We start from the raw sequence: 17505 nt of genomic DNA, 5'->3' as shown, positions 1-17505 counted from the left end.
AATCCTTTTTTTGTTTTTAGAGACAACTTACTAAATATATCTGCTGAAAAAATTACTTATATTTGCTAAAAATTAAAAAAAATGCAACACATCATAGATCGTTTTATCAGTTATGTAACAATTGATACCGAATCAGATCCGAATTCGAAAACTACTCCAAGTACAGAAAAACAATGGAATCTTGCTAACAAATTAGTTGAAGAACTAAAAACTATAGGTTTGACAGAGGTTACTATTGACGACAAAGCTTATATCATGGCGACTTTGCCAAGCAATGTTGATCATGAAGTGCCTACAATTGGATTTGTTTCTCATTTTGATACTTCTCCAGATTTTAGCGGTGCAAACGTAAAACCACAGATTGTAGAAAATTATGACGGAAAAGACATTGTTCTAAATGCCGAAAAAAACATCATTTTATCTCCAGATTATTTCAAAGATTTATTGCAATATAAAGGACAAACTATTATTACAACTGACGGAACTACTTTGTTGGGTGCAGATGATAAGGCTGGAATTACAGAGATAGTTTCTGCTATGGAATACTTAATTCAGCATCCGGAAATTAAACACGGTAAAATCCGAATTGGTTTTACACCTGACGAAGAAATTGGCCGCGGAGCACATCATTTTGATGTTGAAAAATTTGGTGCTCAATGGGCATACACAATGGATGGAAGCCAAATTGGCGAATTAGAATACGAAAATTTCAATGCAGCGGGTGCGAAAATTACTTTTAAAGGAAAAAGCGTTCACCCAGGATATGCCAAAGGAAAAATGATAAACTCAATGCTGCTGGCAAATGATTTTATCAATGAACTTCCAAAAGGCGAAACACCACAAGAAACAAAAGGTTACGAAGGTTTTTTCCATGTACATCACATAAAAGGCACTATCGAAGAAACTGTTTTAGAATTAATTATTCGTGATCACAACAAAAAGAAATTCGAAAAACGTAAAGAGTTAATCGCTAAAATTGCTAAAAAATTCAACAAGAAGTTTGCGAAGAAATTTGGCGAAGATATTGTAATTGCTGAAGTAAAAGATCAATATTACAATATGAAAGAAAAGGTACTTCCTGTTAAACATATTGTAGATATTGCCGAAAAAGCAATGCGAGAACTAGATATTAAACCAATCATAAAACCAATTCGAGGCGGAACTGATGGTTCTCAATTGTCTTTCATGGGCTTACCTTGCCCAAATATATTTGCAGGCGGACATAATTTTCATGGAAAGTACGAATATGTTCCTGCCGAAAGTATTCAGAAAGCAACAGATGTTATTGTAAAAATTGCAGAACTTACTGCAATTCCAGGAATTTTTGAAGCAGCCGAAAAACCTAAAAAGAAAAAATAATTGGAACCTAATTCTGATAAAAAACACGTTTGGGACAAAGTCAATAATTGGCAGGAAGAATTACTCTTCCTTAAGTCAATTATTGATAAAACTGAACTTGTTGAAACTATAAAATGGGGCGGTCCTATTTATGTTTACGACAAAAAAAATGTTATTGGAATTGGAGGTTTTAAAAATTACTTTGCTATTTGGTTTCTTAACGGAGTTTTTCTAAAAGACGAAAAAAAGAGACTTATCAATGCTCAGGAAGACAAAACAAAATCTATGCGTCAATGGCGTTTTACCTCGAAAGAAGAGGTAAACGAAAAAGAGGTTTTAGAATATATCATAGAAGCTATCGAAAACGAAAAGCAGGGTAAAATCATTAAACCTTCAAAAAAGGAAATGATAGTCTCTGAACTTCTTGACAAAGAAATGATTCAAAACCCAGCCTTAAAGGAAGCTTTTCAAAAGTTTACCCCTTACAAACAGTACGAGTTTTTAGAATATATAGAAAGTGCTAAGCAGGAAAAAACGAAACTTTCGAGAATCGAAAAAGTGATTCCGATGATATTAGCAAATGTTGGACTGAATGATAAATACAGGTAGTATTTAAAAATTCCAAAACTATATGAAAACCTTTGTCAAAGTTTTAAACTTTGACAAAGGTTTTTTCTTTTTTGTCATTTCGAGGAACGAGAAATCACACTAGAAACTCTACAAAGATTGACGACAAACTTTGCGGAATTCCCAGTGTAATTTCTCCCTTCGGTCGAAATGACAAAAAAACAACAAAAAAATCCCAAACTCCTTTTGGAATTTGGGATTTCAAATATTGTAATTTAAAAAATTAAGCCTTTTTATTCAAAGCAGCGCTCATTTCCATAGAAATAGCCGAACGCTCTATTTTTAATTTTCCAGACATTGTTTCAATGATAACTGAAGTTTCAGCAAGCTCAACAACTTTACCGTGGAAACCGCTTTTTGTAATTATTTTATCACCTACTTTTAGGCTGCTTTCAAATTCTTTTTCGTTTTTTGCTCTTTTTTGCTGTGGTCTGATCATGAAAAAATAGATTACCACAAACATTAATAGAAATGGCGCAAATTGAGTTAATTGTCCCATAATTGAAATTCTGTTTTTGATTTATATTAATATTTTCTTTTGGAATTTATAAACTGGAATTTATCCTTTTTACATTAGTCCTCTTCCAACTTTAACCATTTTTTTATTGGCTGTAAGTTCCTTAACAAGATTATCTAAAATTCCGTTGATAAAAATACTACTTTTTGGTGTAGAATACTCTTTTGCAATTTCTAAATATTCGTTAAGAGTTACTTTTACTGGAATTGAAGGAAATTTCAAGAATTCGCAAATTGCCATTTTTAAGATAATCGTATCAATTTCGGCAATCCTTTCACTGTCCCAATTTGGCGTTTTATCATCATATTCTTTAGCTAAAACAGCTTCGTTTAAAACTGTTCTTCTAAATAAATCTTTCGCAAAATCCTTATCTTCAACATCTTTATACAATTTTGGAACTCTAAAATCGTCTGGATCTTCAGTTTTAATTGCTTTTAATTGTTTAATGATATGTGTATTTACAACCGGAATATCATCAACCCAAGTTAATTTATCGTCTTCAAGATATTCGTATAATTTATCATTTGGAACAATAACTTCAGCAAATAAATCAGCAATAAACTGTTTGTCTTCCTCAAAAGTATTAACATTGTTGCTCATGTATTTTTTATACAAATCACTTGCTTTAATATCATTTAAAAGCAAAATGATATAATCGTCGTTTAAAGTCCAGTTGTTGATTTTACGATTTTCCAAAGCGATACTAAGGGAATTGCTCTCGGCAAGAAGTTGAAAAATTTTGTTTTTAATAAATTTTTCGTTTGGATTACGTTCTGCAGCAGTTGCAAGATGTTTTTTGCTTGAAAGATGTAAAAAAACAGATTCTTTTTTGCAAATTTCAATTAATGAAGAAAGCATTATAAGATATAAATCCTGAATATTATCAATGCTGTAAAAAAGAAACTTCTCTTCTTTTTCCATATTATCAGAACCGCTTTGATGCATTGCATAAATGGACTGCATTACTTTAACGCGTATGTGTCTTCTATTTACCACCTTGTAAGAACATTTAAAAATTAGTCTGCAAAATTAGGAATTTCAATCCTTATATTAAAATTAAATCAACAAAAAAAGTCTCGATTATTAGCCCTATTTTAAAGATTACTTAAAAAATACGACTAAAACCGAGACTCTAAATTCTAAAATAAGCTTTTATTACTTTTCGCTGTTTTCAATCTTTCTTGCATCAATACGATTTTGAGCAATTGTAAGTGCAGCTTTATGCGTAGTCATTCCGTTTTTCACAGCATAATCGATAATCTCTAAAGTAGTATTATAGATATTTTCTGTTTTCGCCATAATTTCTGCTTTACCGTAATGCTCTAATTCAGCATAAACATTGATAATTCCACCAGCGTTGATTAAGAAATCTGGAGCATATAAAATTCCTCTTTCTTGTAATCTCGCACCGTGAACATTCTCGTCTGCCAATTGATTGTTTGCAGCACCAGCGATAACTTTAGCTTTAATTTTATTAACTGTATTATCGTTAATAGTTGCTCCCATTGCACATGGCGCATAAATATCAACATCTGCAGTATATAAATCCTCACCAGTATAAATTGTCGCATTGTATTTTGAAGCAACCTGATATAATTTTTCTTCGTTAATATCAGTAATAGTTACCTGTGCTCCTTCTTTAGTTAAATATTCAACCAAAGTTTCACCCACGTGTCCAATTCCCTGAACTAAAACTTTTTTACCATCTAAAACATCAGAACCAAATTGGCTTTTTGCTGCCGCTTTCATTCCTAAATAAACACCGTAAGCTGTTACAGGAGAAGGATTTCCAGAACCACCTCTTTCTTCAGAGATTCCAGTTACGTAAGGAGTTACATCTCTTACTGTATCCATATCTTTAGTTTCCATTCCAACATCTTCAGCAGTAATATATCTTCCGCTTAAAGAGTGAACAAACTCACCAAATTTACGCATTAACTCAGGTGTTTTTTGCGTTTTAGCATCACCAATAATTACTGCTTTACCACCTCCGATATTCAAACCGGTGATAGCCGATTTATAAGTCATACCTCTTGAAAGACGCAAAACATCGTTTAACGCTTCCCATTCAGTATTGTAATTCCACATTCTAGTACCACCTAAAGCTGGACCCATAACCGAATTATGAATACCAATAATTGCTTTTAAACCTGTATCTTTGTCATTGCAAAATACAATTTGTTCGTGATCGTCAAAAGATAATTGACCAAAAACAGGATCCATTTTTTGAAGTTCCTTTCCAGTTGCGAAAGCTGCATCCATAGCGCTAGTATTAATTAGTTAAAATTATGAATTTGTCAAAAAGACTTCTCAAACTTAAACAAAAAATACACTTGTGCTAATTTTTTATCTATATAATAACAATTACACAATATATTATTTCTGATTTAATTGCATTTTATTATAATTTTAATTAAGAATAATTCATAAAATTAAATCAATTCAATATTGAATCTCTTAAAAAAATGAAAGAATTAAGCTATTTAAACAAATATTTCATTAAGTACAAATACAGTTTTTCTTTAGGTATTTTAATCACCATAATCGCACAAATATTTTTCTTATTTACTCCAAAATTAGTCAGCAAGTGTTTTGACGTGATTGAGCGCTTTCTTAAATTATCAGAAACAGATCGAAACTCTGCAATCATTGTCGATTTCTATCAGCGAGAATTAATTCATAACGCACTGTTAATCACGGCGAGTGCTATTGTTGGAGGTTTTTTAACCTTTTTAATGCGTCAGACTTTGATTGTAATGTCGCGTCATATTGAATTTGATTTGAAAAATGAGGTTTTTAAGCAATACGAAAATCTTTCGCAAAATTTCTATAAGCAAAACCGAACGGGAGATTTAATGAACAGAATCAGCGAAGACGTTTCTAAAGTTCGTATGTATGTAGGTCCTGCAGTAATGTATTCTATAAATACTTTTATTCGTTTTGCGATTGTTATACTATATATGTATAATGTTTCGCCCTTACTTACTTTATATACCATTCTGCCTTTACCAATTTTATCCTATTGTATTTTCAAACTAAGTTCTGAAATCAATAAGCGTAGCACCACCTTTCAACAATACTTATCAAAAGTTTCGAGTTTTTCGCAGGAAATATTTTCAGGAATTAGAGTTATAAAAGCATATTCCTTAGAAAATCAACATCAAAACAACATGATTGATCTTGCAGAAGAGAGCAAACGCAAAAGCTTAAGTCTAGCAAGAGTTCAATCGTTATTTGGTCCTTTAATGATTGCGCTTATCGGAATCAGTAATTTAGTAGTAATTTATTTTGGAGGCGTCATGTATATTAACGGAACAATTCCGAATATTGGAACTATTGCCGAATTTATACTTTATGTAAATATGCTTACGTGGCCTGTTGCTTCATTAGGATGGGTTTCATCTATGGTTCAAGAAGCCGAAGCATCTCAAAAGCGTCTAAATGAATTTTTGAAAATCGAGCCAGAAATCAAAAACAACAATTCAAACTCATCTGATATTCAAGGTTCAATTGCTTTTGAAAATGTAAGCTTTACTTATGATGACACTAATATTGAAGCTTTAAAAAATGTCACTTTTACAGTAAAAAAAGGAGAAACATTAGCCATTTTAGGAAAAACTGGTTCTGGAAAATCGACTATCTTATCTTTGATCTCTCGTTTATATGATGTTACTGATGGAAGAATAACGATTGACGGAAATGAAATCAGTACTTTAAACTTAAATGATTTGCGAAATAATATTGGAATTGTTCCTCAAGACGCATTCTTATTTTCAGACACAATTAAAAATAACATCAAATTTGGCAATCAAAATGCAACAGATGAAGAAGTGATTGAAGCCGCCAAAAGTGCCGTTGTACATGATAATATTGCCGCTTTCAACAAACAATACGACACTATTTTAGGCGAAAGAGGCATAACGCTTTCAGGCGGACAAAAACAACGTGTATCGATTGCAAGGGCAATTATAAAAAATCCAGCCATTTTACTTTTTGACGATTGTTTATCTGCAGTAGATACCGAAACAGAAGAAACAATCTTAAATAACCTTTTTGAAATTTGTAAAGATAAAACTACAATAATAGTAAGCCATCGAGTTTCCTCTGCAAAGAATGCTGATAAAATTATAATTTTAGAAGATGGTAAAATCATTCAACAAGGCTCTCATAATCAATTAATAAATCAGGAAGGCTATTATTCATCGTTATATTTAAAACAACTTTCGGAAAAAGAATTACTTTAATTGTTGCGTAATAGATAATTTTTTATGATTTTTGAGTACTATTAATTCCAAAAAATGATAGAACGTATTATGAGAGAAAATGACATGTTAGAAAAAGAAGAGATTTTTTCTAAAGTATTACGAGCAGGAAGAAGAACTTATTTCTTTGATGTGAGAGCTACTAAAGCTGACGATTATTATATCACAATTACTGAGAGTAAAAAATTTACTGAAGAAGATGGTTCTTTTCATTTTAAAAAACACAAAATTTATTTATACAAAGAAGATTTTAGTGCTTTTGCCGAAATATTAGAAGAAATGACTTCATACGTTTTGAACCACAAAGGCGAAGAAGTAATTTCTGAAAGACACCAAAAAGATTTTAAAAAAGAATACAGTTCTGATAAACCTGAAGGACAAAGATCTAGCTTTACAGATATCGATTTTGACGATATTTAGTCCCAATATAACTTTTTAAAAAGTACAAGTCCAAAATGCTAAACATTTTGGACTTTTTTTATATATTTAAACTCTATAAGTTTAGTCGAGATAAAACTAGACACAAACTTTTAAACTAACCATTTTAATATATAAAAATTCCACGAAATGGAAATACAACTATTAATATTACCAGGCTTGGGAAACTCAGGAGACAAACATTGGCAGACCTTTTGGCATGAGAAATTTAAAAATTCTATCCGTTTAGTTCAGGATAATTGGGACGAACCTGTTCGCGAAGATTGGATATTCCGCTTAAACGAAGCTGTTTCTAAACTTGACAAACCAACTATTTTGATTGCGCATAGTTTAGCCGTTTCTTTAGTATTACACTGGGCAGAAACAAATAACAACAAAAATATCGCAGGCGCATTACTAGTTGCTCCTGCAGATGTCGATTCGCCCGAACACACACCAGATGTTATTAGAAATTTTTCGCCAATGCCGCTTTATAAATTACCATTTCCATCAATAGTTGTCGCCAGTGAAAATGATCCTTACTCTTTGTTTGAAAGAAAGCGGTATTTTGCCGAAAAATGGGGAAGTGATTTTGTAAATGTTGGGAGACAAGGCCATATTAACTCAGATTCTGATTTAAAATATTGGGAAGAAGGACAAGCAATTTTACAAAAGCTGATATCGAATATTAACAAGTAATCAGTATTCAGATTTTTAGTGTTCAATTATTTACTTATCCAAAACTGAACACTAAAAATCTGAACACTAAACACTATCCTATACGAAGCCCGTTTTCAACCTTAAAATCTGGAGCTAACAAAATAACATCTCCTTCCTCGCCTACAGCACCAAGAACAAGACATTCGCTCATAAATTTTCCTATTTGTTTTTTAGGAAAGTTTACAACTGCCACAATTTGCCTGTTTAGTAAATCTGCTTTTTGGTAGCGTTTTGTAATTTGTGCAGATGCTTTTCTAATGCCAATTTCGGCACCAAAATCTATCGTTAGTTGATACGCAGGTTTTCTCGCTTCAGGAAAATCATTTACCTCTACGATCGTTCCAACTCTCATATCTGTTCTTTCAAATTCGTTCCAAGTTAAATCCATTTTTTAATTTTTGATTATTTATAAACCTATAAATTTTGTCCATAATATCATTATATCTACAATCTATTTTTTAGAGTTCAATTTACTCTTGAAAGCAGCTCGAGAAGAATTATTCTTGTGCTCTTTTTTTTACAGAAATTAAACCCTATTTTTGAGAACTAATTTTCTATAAAATGGCACGAACTCCTTCAAATATGATTCCTTTGGGAACAATTGCTCCCAATTTTTATCTAAAAGATACCAATTCTAATAATGAATATTCATTTGAAGATTTAAAAGGATCAAAAGGAACTCTTGTTATTTTTATGTGCAATCATTGCCCGTTTGTTCTTCATGTAATCAAAGAAATCGTAATGATTGCAAATGATTATCGCGTTCAAGGACTTGGCGTAATAGCTATTTCAAGCAACGATATTGAAAAATATCCTGAAGATTCGCCAGAAATGATGACCGAATTTGCTTTTAAAAATAAAATTGATTTTCCGTACCTATTTGATGAAACGCAGGAAATTGCAAAAGCTTATGATGCGGCTTGCACTCCGGACTTTTATTTATTCGACAGCCAAAATCGATTATTTTACAGAGGACAGCTTGATGATTCAAGACCTGGAAACGGAATTCCGTTAAGCGGAAGCGATTTAAGAAGCGCCATTGATGCCTTAATTTACAATCGTTCTTTAAATACAATTCAAAAACCAAGTATAGGCTGTAATATCAAATGGAAATAAAGAGTGTACACCTTTAAAAAAGTTTACCTATCTTTGTACTTTCTAACAAACAAATACTCATTTTGAGCACTATAACAATATTTACAGTTTGCCTCCTGCTGTTTTCTTTACGAAGAGAACTGTCTGGTGCTGTTTTTATTTCACATAGTAAGGCCTTTATTAATTAGGCCTCCGTCTATTCCAATTTCTTCTTTCAGGCGGAGGATTTATACCACATTTTAATATTTATTTTTATTTGAAAGAGTAACTTCTCTCAAATAATTTTTTGCTTTTTTTAATTCAACAATTTCAAAGCATTTATTGTACTAAATCTACAATTTGATTTTTTTTGAATTAACAATTATCTAACCAGCCTGAACGAAGAACAAAATTAAAACACAAACATTTAAATTATAATAATAAAATATAGATATATGAAACCAACACCCACATTCTGTAAAACAGATTATCAATTTTTAAGAGAATTGATATTAAAAAGTAAAAACTCAACAAATACTAAAGAAGCAAATCAGCTTTCGCAAGAACTAGATCGTGCAGTTATCAGCAAGGAAGGCGAAATGGACAGCTCTGTTATCCGAATTAATTCTTTTGTTACAATTGAAGATGTAAAGGCGAATAAACAAATGAAAATTCAGATCGTTTTACCTTCATCTGCAGACGTAAAACAATCTAAAATTTCGATTCTTGCTCCATTAAGCGTTGCTATCATCGGATTTAAAGAAAATGACGAAGTCGATTGGGAATTACCTGCTGGTATAAAGACTTTAAAAATAATAGCAGTAGACAATACGGCTGTACATAATTTATAACTTTTTAAACACCTCATTCTGTGACGGTGTTTTTTTTATATCTATCTAAAACAAAAAAAACTATTCAATAGACTTACTGAATAGTTTTAATTATCATTTCTTAAGAGCAAATTATAATTGCGAATGAATATAATTTGTTATTGATGCCATTTTCACATCATCTAACTTTGCTTTCTTCTGCATACGCACCAAAATTGGCTGCCAATCTTCTTTCGTAAAATCTTTTGGTTCGTACAATTTGTGACATCTTGCACAACTATTATCATACAAATTTTTACCCTCTGCTAATTCAGGAGTTAATTCGGCTTTTACCGTTTTAGAAGCTGACGCAGTTGTTTCTGCTGTCGCGGCAGTTGTTTTTTTTGTACCGCACGACGCTAAAAGTAACGTTACAACTGCTAAAGTTAGAATTTTTGTTTTCATTGCCTTGATTTATTTTTAAGTAAATATAAAAAAAATCCCATTCGTCTTGCGAATGGGATTCTATTTAAAATCAATTTAAACTTTATCAGTTTTATTATTTTACGTCCATTAATTCAACGTCAAAAATCAAAGTTGCGTTTGGCGGAATTACTCCTCCTGCACCTGATGGTCCGTAAGCTAAATCAGAAGGAATTACAAAACGAGCTTTGTCTCCAACTTGTAATAAAGCAATACCTTCATCCCATCCTTCAATAACTTGACCTTGACCTAATCTAAATTCGATTGGTTTTTTACGTGGGTAAGATGAATCAAAAACTTTTCCGTTTTCTAAAGATCCTTCATAGTGAACAGAAACTGTTTTTCCAGCTTCAGCTTGTTTACCGTCACCTTTTTGGATCATTTTGTAACGTAAACCGCTTTCTGTTTTATCAAAACCAGCAGCTAATTGCTCCATTTTTGCTTCAGATTCTGCTTTTAAAGCTGCTTCACGTTTCAAACGAGCACCTTTTAAACCAATAAAAGCTTCAATTGCGTTCCATTTTTGAGCTTCTTCACCAACTCTAATAATTTCTAAAGTTTCAAGTCCGTCACCTTGAGCAACAGCATCAACTACATCTTGTCCTTCGATAACATGACCAAAAACAGTATGTTTCCCGTCTAACCAAGGAGTTGGAACGTGAGTGATAAAAAACTGAGAACCATTACTTCCTGGACCAGAATTTGCCATAGACAAAACTCCTGGACGATCGTGTTTTAAGCTTGATACAAACTCATCATCAAATTTATAACCTGGATCTCCAGTTCCAGTTCCTTTAGGGCATCCACCTTGAATCATGAAATCAGGAATTACTCTATGAAAGTTTAATCCGTCATAAAATTTTTGTCCTTGAGGTTTTACTTTATTCTCCATATTTCCTTCTGCAAGAGCTACAAAATTCCCTACGGTTCCTGGTGTTAAATCGTGTGTTAGTTTTACTAAAATCGCACCTTTACTAGTGTTAAATTTAGCGTATATTCCGTTTTCCATTGTTGTTATTTTTAATTTGATTGCAAATTTACAAATTAATTTTTTATCAATTTGTGCTTTCTATTTTTTTAGATTTTGATTTATAAGTAAGTCCGTAAACGGTTAATGCCAATAATGACAATACCATACAGCCAATTGCCACAGCGTGCCATCCGCCGAATTTCCACAACAATAATCCGTATGCAGATCCCGCAGCGGTTCCTAGAAAACTAAATGACATAAATACGGTATTCAATCTGTTTCTGGCTTCGGGTAATAGAGAATAAACTCTGGTTTGGTTTGAAATGTGTACTCCTTGAATTCCAATATCAATAAACACAATTCCAATCGCAATTCCGATTACACTTTCTATAGAAAAATAGAAAATCAAAAAGCTTATTAAAATCAATAAACATCCATAGCCAACTGCAATTCTAGAATTTCCTTTGTCTCCTATTTTACCAACCAAAGGCGCTGCCAATGCTCCAGAAGCACCAACTATACCAAATAAACCAATTGTCGCGCTATTAAAATGAAACGGTTCTCCTGAAAGCAATAAAACCATAGTAGTCCAAAATGCACCAAACTGGGCAAAGCTAAAAACATTAATTAGTGTAGCTTCACGCAAAACGGGCTGTGTTTTTATAAGCGTAAACAAAGATTTTATCAACTCGCCATAAGTACCTTTAAACTGAGGTTTATTCACAGGAAATTTACTTTGGATGACAAAAAAGATCAAAAGACAAATTCCGGCTGCGATATAAAACATGGATCTCCAACCTAAAATCTGACCGATAAAACCACTTAGAGTTCTAGAAAGAAGAATTCCTACTAACAAACCGCTCATAATGGTTCCAATTACTTTTCCTCTTTGTTCGGGCGTGCTCAATGAAGCTGCCAAGGGTAAAATTAACTGTGGTACAATTGATGTAATCCCAATTAGTAAAGACGCAATTTGTAAAACCAAAAAGCTTTTGGCCACTGCTGCAATAAGTAATGCTATTACAGAAGCAAAAGTGGTTATTAAAATTTGTTTTTTACGTTCTAGTTTATCGCCAAGCGGCACCATAAAAAACAACCCAATAGCGTAACCCGCCTGAGTTAAATACGTTATAGTTCCAGCGCTGGCTTCTGGAATTTTAAATTCGTTGGCAATTAAAACAATTAAAGGCTGGCAGTAATAAAGATTTGCAACGATAAGACCAGTGCAAACTGCCATAAAAAGGACATTCGTTTTGGATAAATTCATTTTGCAAAAATACTATTCTAATTGGAACCAAAACTTTAAAAAAAATATAAAATTTCTAAAGTCTCCATTAAAACCAAGCCTTTTTATACCAATTATGCAGTATCTGAAAACTGTTTTATTTCATAAAATCTTCACGCATTGGACTAAAAACATCCGTTAAAAGCCCGCTTTCTAAGCAAACAACACCATGAATAGCATGAGGCGGAATGTAAAAACTATCTCCTTCTTTCAAAGTCTGTGTGACACCGCTTATTGTAACATCAAATTTACCGCTTGAAACGTAAGTAACTTGAGAATGATAATGTTCATGCAAGACACCAATTCCTCCTTTTTCAAAATGTACATTAACAAGCATAACGCGATCATCAAAAGCTAATATTTTACGTTTGATTCCTTCGCCTACTACTTCCCATTCTATTTCATCTCCTTTAATAAACTCTTTGCTTGTTCCGAAACTCATACTATTTTATTTTTATTGAATACTTTTAAGGTCTTTTCTTATTAACTGTAATCCTTCAACTAAATTGTTTTCCCTAAAATACTTTTCTAATTCATTTAACCTTTTTATATTATCATACTGAAACCCCGAATATAATTTTCTTTGACAAAGAGAACATAATCTAATAGAATGTCTATCTGTTTCTATCATACTATTGGTTCCATTCATGACGCAATTTACTTCAATACAATGATGCAAACCAAACATATGCCCAATCTCATGCGAACAAATTTTCAGCAATCGATCTAAGCATAAATTAAAATCAGCCTCTTTCTGCATTCTGTAAATAGAACTTACTGCAATTTTATCTCTGTAAGATGCCAGACCAAAAACATAATTCCATTCTGGTTTTGGATACAAATCCTTTTCAGTTATTGCCATTAATGCAATTCTTTTATCAGGACTTCCTTCTTTTAAAACATCTGTCAAAATATATCCTGCTAAAAATTGTTCTTGTCCGACATCACCAATTCGTCTAGCATGATTTGGAATAATATCATTTGAAACCGTTTCCAAAACCTTGGTTTCAAGCTGAAAGAATATTTGTAAGTATTGACGAACCAATTCAATTTGCTTTAATTGTGAAGAATTAAATTTTCCAATTGGTTTTAAATAGATAATATCCTCTTCTTTTGTTGGAACAACATGTTTAGTCCGAACAAATTGTTCAAAACTTTGTCCTTTCTCTTTATGAGAAAACAACCAATCTCCAAAAACTGGTTCCTCAAGCTTAACATCATTAACTTTAATTGCTACAAAATAAGGTTGAGGCGGTAAAATTTGCTGGACTTTTAACTGTGACTTTGAATTATTTTCTTCTTTCTTATTCGAATGACAAGAACAAAAAATTACAAACACCAACAAAACAAGTTTCTTCATAAATTCTTACTTATTCAGATTAAGTTTTTTGAAATAAAATCGCAGCTGGTTTTAATTGAATCAATAGTATTGGGGATATAATTATTCTCCTGTTCTACAAAAAAATACGTCATTCCTGATATTTTTCGCTGCTTGAAAATAGGTTTAAAATCAATAGATCCAGAACCAATTTCAGCATTCAAACTCTGGTTTTCTTTGTCCATATCTTTTACATGCCACATTTTAAAACGCCACGGATTTGCAGCAAACAACTCAAGAGGATTGTTGCCTGAGCGAGCAACCCAGTATAAATCTAATTCAAAAAACACTAAATCTTTTTCTGTTTCCTTTAGCAAAATATCATAACCTGTAGCACCGTTTTCTAGTTTTTGAAACTCAAAATCGTGATTATGATACGCAAATTTCAATCCTTCTTGTTTACACATTTTGGCAGCTTCATTCAAACGTGCGGCAATCTTTTTATAATCATCACTATTTTTTCTATACGCTTCATCAATCCATGGAACCGTTAAGAAATCACTTTTTAAAACTTTTGCTGCCTTAATAGCAGCAACCAATTCTTCTTTATTTCCATCATAAAGAAAACTCCCTAAATTATAATGACCGCTGACGGCTTTCAAATCATTTTTATCCAAAATCTTTTTCAATTCTGAAGGAGTTAATCCCCAAAACTGATCTTTGATTGAAAATCCGTAAGTTTCAACAATAGAATAACCAGAATCTGATACTTTCTTTAAAGTTGATTTTACATCTTTTGGAAGTTCCTCACGCAGTGTATATAACTGCAAGCCAATTTCTTTTTTTTCCATACTAAATGCTAATGACGGCAAAACTAAAACTGCCGCTCCTGCCAAACTGCTGTTTATTATAAAATTTCTTCTTGTTACCATCTTTATAAGAAAAAGTAAAACTTAAAACTACACAAATTGATTTTCAAAATCACGAATAAAGTCTTCTAGAGCAATTGTAATCTCTTTATTTATGATTTCTCCTTTTTTCCTTACTCTATTTTACTTTGAGTCTTCTTCTTCAAAGTTATCGAAATAAGTAAAATCTTTTGTAATCATTCCATTTTCGATTGTAAAAATAGTACAGATTGGCAGTTCAAACTTTGAATTATCAGGCGCAGTACCAGTTGAAACAAACTCAACAATTATATGTTTCTCTCCAGAGGGATATATTTGAACAATACTGTCTTTTAAATCTGGAAAAACTTCATTTAATGCTGCATATTTTTCCTGAATTTGTTTGCGAGTTTGCTTTACAATTCCTTGTCCTAATGATGGATCTTTAAAATCGGCTGTTTCGGTATACATTTCAGCCATTTTTTTCCAATTATGGCTATTGAAATATTCAAAATATTGCTTTATTACTTTTTCGTTTTGTGTGGTATCCATTGGTTTTGATTGATTTTGGTTGTTACAGGAAGCAAGTACAAAAATTACAGCAAGTATTATTATTCCATTTTTCATCTATTATTGATTTTTAAGCTTCAATAAAAGTAGTTAAATTTAACAATAATTCACTTAAAGAAACAACAAAAAAGACAACCTTATCCCATTGATTACAAACTACTAAACAAAAAAAAAGACTGTATTAAAATTAATTCGTAAAAACGATTTGCTGAGGAGGATAATTCTGCTTTTCATTTTTATACGAATACACTTTTCCTTCAAAATCAATGTATATATAGGTATAATTCCAATAACTCGGTCCAGCAATTCTCGATTCTGTATTATTAGAATTTTTATAAACTTGATCTGCGTAAACCAATATCTGCCCTTGAGAATTGTTAACAGTTCGAATAGGAAAACCCCAGCTTTTAATGAGACTATGCCTCGTTTTGCCCGTTAAACCGTCTAAAGTATTTTTCGAGCTTGAGCAAGAGGCAAGAATTACGATCGTGATTAACAATAGATATTTTTTCATCTTTTATATTTTGGCTTATTACTTCATATATTGCTTTATAAAAATAACCTTTCTCTCAAAAGAAGAAACGAACGTAAGATTATCAATAGTTTAAATAAACATTAACTTGAACCGCTCTTAATGCTCAAATATTTCCATTTAATACCCATAAATGTTTCAAATATTAAATCATTAAAACTTCAAATATTAACTTTGTATCTTTGCAGCAAAACTTTTGAAGAAAAACAATGCGAATTGACATTATAACGATTTTGCCGGAATTATTAAGAAGCCCGTTTGAGGCATCGATTATGAAACGTGCTATTGATAAGGGTTTAGTAGAAGTACATTTTCATAATTTACGCGACTATACAACCAACAAACAAAAAAGTGTTGATGATTACCCTTTTGGCGGAGGTGCCGGAATGGTGATGACTGTACAGCCAATTGATGACTGTATCACACACTTAAAAAGTGAACGTGAGTATGATGAAATCATTTATATGTCACCGGACGGTGAAACATTAAACCAAAAAATGGCTAACAAAATGTCTATGTATGAAAACATTATCATTTTATGCGGACATTACAAAGGTGTTGATCAGCGTGTAAGGGATCATTTTATTACGAAAGAAATTTCTATTGGCGATTATGTTTTATCTGGTGGTGAATTAGGTGCTCTAGTTTTATCTGATGCTTTAATTCGATTAATTCCAGGAGTTTTGAGCGATGAAACCTCAGCATTAACAGACAGTTTTCAAGATAATTTACTTTCGGGGCCCATTTATACAAGACCGGCTGATTATAAAGGATGGAAAGTTCCTGATGTTTTAACGAGCGGACATTTTGCCAAAATTGATAAATGGCGTGAAGATATGGCTTATGAACACACTAAAAACAGAAGACCAGATCTTTTAGAATAAATTTCAAATATTTAAAATTCCAAACACCAATTAATCAAACAGTTAACAAATTGAAATTTGGAATTTATTTTTATTGGAATTTTATTTTTTTTACTTACATTTGCACCCGAATTGGACTAACCTCTGGCGAGATCCGTGAATGTTACTCTAAATAAAACTATAATAATAAAATTATCATGGCAGATTTATTAAAATTCGTTCAAGACGAATTCGTTGCTAGAAAAGATTTCCCTGAATTTGGAGCTGGAGATACTATTACAGTATTCTACGAAATTAAAGAGGGTGAAAAAACAAGAACTCAGTTTTTTAAAGGAGTTGTTATTCAAAGAAGAGGTTCTGGTAACACAGAAACTTTCACGATTCGTAAAATGTCTGGAGCTATTGGAGTTGAGCGTATCTTCCCAGTAAACTTACCAGCTTTACAAAAAATCGAAATCAACAAGAAAGGTTCTGTTCGTAGAGCTAGAATTTTCTACTTCAGAGAACTTACTGGTAAAAAAGCTAAGATTAAAGATAAAAGAAGATAATCATTTATCTAATTGTTATAAAAAACTCGTTTCATATCATTTGAAACGAGTTTTTTTTTGGCCCAAATTTCCGAAATAATAAAACCGCAATTTTTTAATATCAAAATCATCGATTTGGCAATTTAACGTGTGCGAATTAGCAATCTGATAATTCCAGTATTTCTCGGTAAAACTATACCGTTTTCGGACTGTTTTTATTATATTTGCTCCGCTCATTTTGAGCCGACTATATCATTCACATCGCCATTCTTTGACGACACGATTATAAAAAAAAAAAAAAAAATG

General features: G+C 31.9%; 21 protein-coding genes. 9 read left to right on the top strand and 12 right to left on the bottom strand.

The annotated features are described in order from the left end of the window. The first annotated feature begins 81 nt into the window (after positions 1-81). Both pepT and B0A75_RS16790 read left to right on the top strand, forming a co-directional pair. Entirely contained in the window at positions 82-1359 is a 1278-nt protein-coding gene (pepT, locus tag B0A75_RS16795; RefSeq protein ID WP_089055421.1) for a peptidase T, read from the top strand. Next, entirely contained in the window at positions 1360-1947 is a 588-nt protein-coding gene (locus B0A75_RS16790) for a YdeI/OmpD-associated family protein (protein WP_089055420.1), read from the top strand. Positions 1948-2188: 241 nt separating this feature from the next. On the opposite strand, the gene yajC is transcribed toward B0A75_RS16790, so the two are convergent. From yajC to B0A75_RS16770, 3 genes are all read right to left on the bottom strand, one after another. Further along, positions 2189-2464, bottom strand: coding sequence for a preprotein translocase subunit YajC (yajC, locus tag B0A75_RS16780; RefSeq protein ID WP_089055418.1), 276 nt, complete (start codon positions 2462-2464; stop codon positions 2189-2191). Between the two features lie 69 nt (positions 2465-2533). Next, positions 2534-3445 carry a transcription antitermination factor NusB gene (gene nusB, locus B0A75_RS16775; protein WP_089055464.1) on the bottom strand — a complete coding sequence of 304 codons (912 nt, stop codon included), beginning with the start codon at positions 3443-3445 and terminating at the stop codon, positions 2534-2536. Between the two features lie 192 nt (positions 3446-3637). Continuing rightward, entirely contained in the window at positions 3638-4744 is a 1107-nt protein-coding gene (locus B0A75_RS16770) for a Glu/Leu/Phe/Val family dehydrogenase (RefSeq protein ID WP_089055417.1), read from the bottom strand. A 203-nt stretch (positions 4745-4947) separates the two neighbouring features. On the opposite strand from B0A75_RS16770, the gene B0A75_RS16765 reads away from it, so the two are divergent. From B0A75_RS16765 to B0A75_RS16755, 3 genes are all read left to right on the top strand, one after another. After that, a complete protein-coding gene (locus B0A75_RS16765; protein ID WP_089055416.1) occupies positions 4948-6726 on the top strand; it encodes an ABC transporter ATP-binding protein in 1779 nt (592 codons plus the stop codon). A 69-nt stretch (positions 6727-6795) separates the two neighbouring features. Continuing rightward, positions 6796-7164, top strand: coding sequence for a PUR family DNA/RNA-binding protein (locus B0A75_RS16760; protein WP_078227816.1), 369 nt, complete (start codon positions 6796-6798; stop codon positions 7162-7164). 147 nt (positions 7165-7311) lie between these two features. Further along, positions 7312-7860 carry an RBBP9/YdeN family alpha/beta hydrolase gene (locus B0A75_RS16755; RefSeq protein WP_089055415.1) on the top strand — a complete coding sequence of 183 codons (549 nt, stop codon included), beginning with the start codon at positions 7312-7314 and terminating at the stop codon, positions 7858-7860. A 73-nt stretch (positions 7861-7933) separates the two neighbouring features. Here B0A75_RS16755 and B0A75_RS16750 read toward each other — a convergent pair whose 3' ends face one another. After that, positions 7934-8269 carry a tRNA-binding protein gene (locus tag B0A75_RS16750; RefSeq protein WP_089055414.1) on the bottom strand — a complete coding sequence of 112 codons (336 nt, stop codon included), beginning with the start codon at positions 8267-8269 and terminating at the stop codon, positions 7934-7936. Between the two features lie 173 nt (positions 8270-8442). Here B0A75_RS16750 and B0A75_RS16745 point away from each other — a divergent pair, with 173 nt between their 5' ends. After that, positions 8443-8997, top strand: coding sequence for a thioredoxin family protein (locus B0A75_RS16745; RefSeq protein ID WP_089055413.1), 555 nt, complete (start codon positions 8443-8445; stop codon positions 8995-8997). A gap of 413 nt (positions 8998-9410) precedes the next feature. Next, positions 9411-9806: a GreA/GreB family elongation factor gene (locus tag B0A75_RS16740; RefSeq protein ID WP_089055412.1), complete on the top strand. Its 396-nt coding sequence runs from the start codon at positions 9411-9413 to the stop codon at positions 9804-9806. 111 nt (positions 9807-9917) lie between these two features. Here the strand turns inward: B0A75_RS16740 and B0A75_RS16735 are convergent, their stop codons facing one another. The 8 genes from B0A75_RS16735 to B0A75_RS16700 form a co-directional block, all read right to left on the bottom strand. Beyond that, on the bottom strand, positions 9918-10229 hold the full coding sequence (locus B0A75_RS16735; RefSeq protein WP_089055411.1) for a cytochrome c: 312 nt from the start codon (positions 10227-10229) through the stop codon (positions 9918-9920). Positions 10230-10323: 94 nt separating this feature from the next. Then, positions 10324-11256 (bottom strand): peptidylprolyl isomerase, encoded by a 933-nt coding sequence (locus tag B0A75_RS16730; protein ID WP_089055410.1) that lies wholly within the window; start codon positions 11254-11256, stop codon positions 10324-10326. A gap of 46 nt (positions 11257-11302) precedes the next feature. Further along, complete coding sequence (locus B0A75_RS16725) at positions 11303-12484, bottom strand: MFS transporter (RefSeq protein WP_089055409.1); 1182 nt, start codon at positions 12482-12484, stop codon at positions 11303-11305. 115 nt (positions 12485-12599) lie between these two features. Then, positions 12600-12944: a cupin domain-containing protein gene (locus B0A75_RS16720; protein WP_089055408.1), complete on the bottom strand. Its 345-nt coding sequence runs from the start codon at positions 12942-12944 to the stop codon at positions 12600-12602. A gap of 12 nt (positions 12945-12956) precedes the next feature. After that, complete coding sequence (locus B0A75_RS16715) at positions 12957-13862, bottom strand: archaemetzincin family Zn-dependent metalloprotease (RefSeq protein ID WP_089055407.1); 906 nt, start codon at positions 13860-13862, stop codon at positions 12957-12959. A 14-nt stretch (positions 13863-13876) separates the two neighbouring features. Next, positions 13877-14752: a sugar phosphate isomerase/epimerase family protein gene (locus B0A75_RS16710; RefSeq protein WP_089055406.1), complete on the bottom strand. Its 876-nt coding sequence runs from the start codon at positions 14750-14752 to the stop codon at positions 13877-13879. Positions 14753-14872: 120 nt separating this feature from the next. Further along, a complete protein-coding gene (locus B0A75_RS16705; RefSeq protein ID WP_208861282.1) occupies positions 14873-15334 on the bottom strand; it encodes a nuclear transport factor 2 family protein in 462 nt (153 codons plus the stop codon). Positions 15335-15464: 130 nt separating this feature from the next. Continuing rightward, a complete protein-coding gene (locus B0A75_RS16700; RefSeq protein WP_089055405.1) occupies positions 15465-15791 on the bottom strand; it encodes a hypothetical protein in 327 nt (108 codons plus the stop codon). A gap of 227 nt (positions 15792-16018) precedes the next feature. On the opposite strand from B0A75_RS16700, the gene trmD reads away from it, so the two are divergent. Continuing rightward, on the top strand, positions 16019-16693 hold the full coding sequence (gene trmD / locus B0A75_RS16695) for a tRNA (guanosine(37)-N1)-methyltransferase TrmD (protein WP_089055404.1): 675 nt from the start codon (positions 16019-16021) through the stop codon (positions 16691-16693). Between the two features lie 176 nt (positions 16694-16869). After that, the gene (gene rplS, locus B0A75_RS16690) at positions 16870-17220 is read left to right on the top strand and encodes a 50S ribosomal protein L19 (RefSeq protein WP_089055403.1); all 351 of its coding nucleotides are present in this window, start codon (positions 16870-16872) and stop codon (positions 17218-17220) included. The last annotated feature ends 285 nt before the right edge of the window (positions 17221-17505 follow it).

It is taken from the genome of Flavobacterium oncorhynchi (genome assembly GCF_002217355.1).
GTDB lineage: Bacteria > Bacteroidota > Bacteroidia > Flavobacteriales > Flavobacteriaceae > Flavobacterium > Flavobacterium oncorhynchi.
Note: the sequence above shows the minus strand (reverse complement) of the source record. Positions and strands in the feature narration are given on the sequence as shown.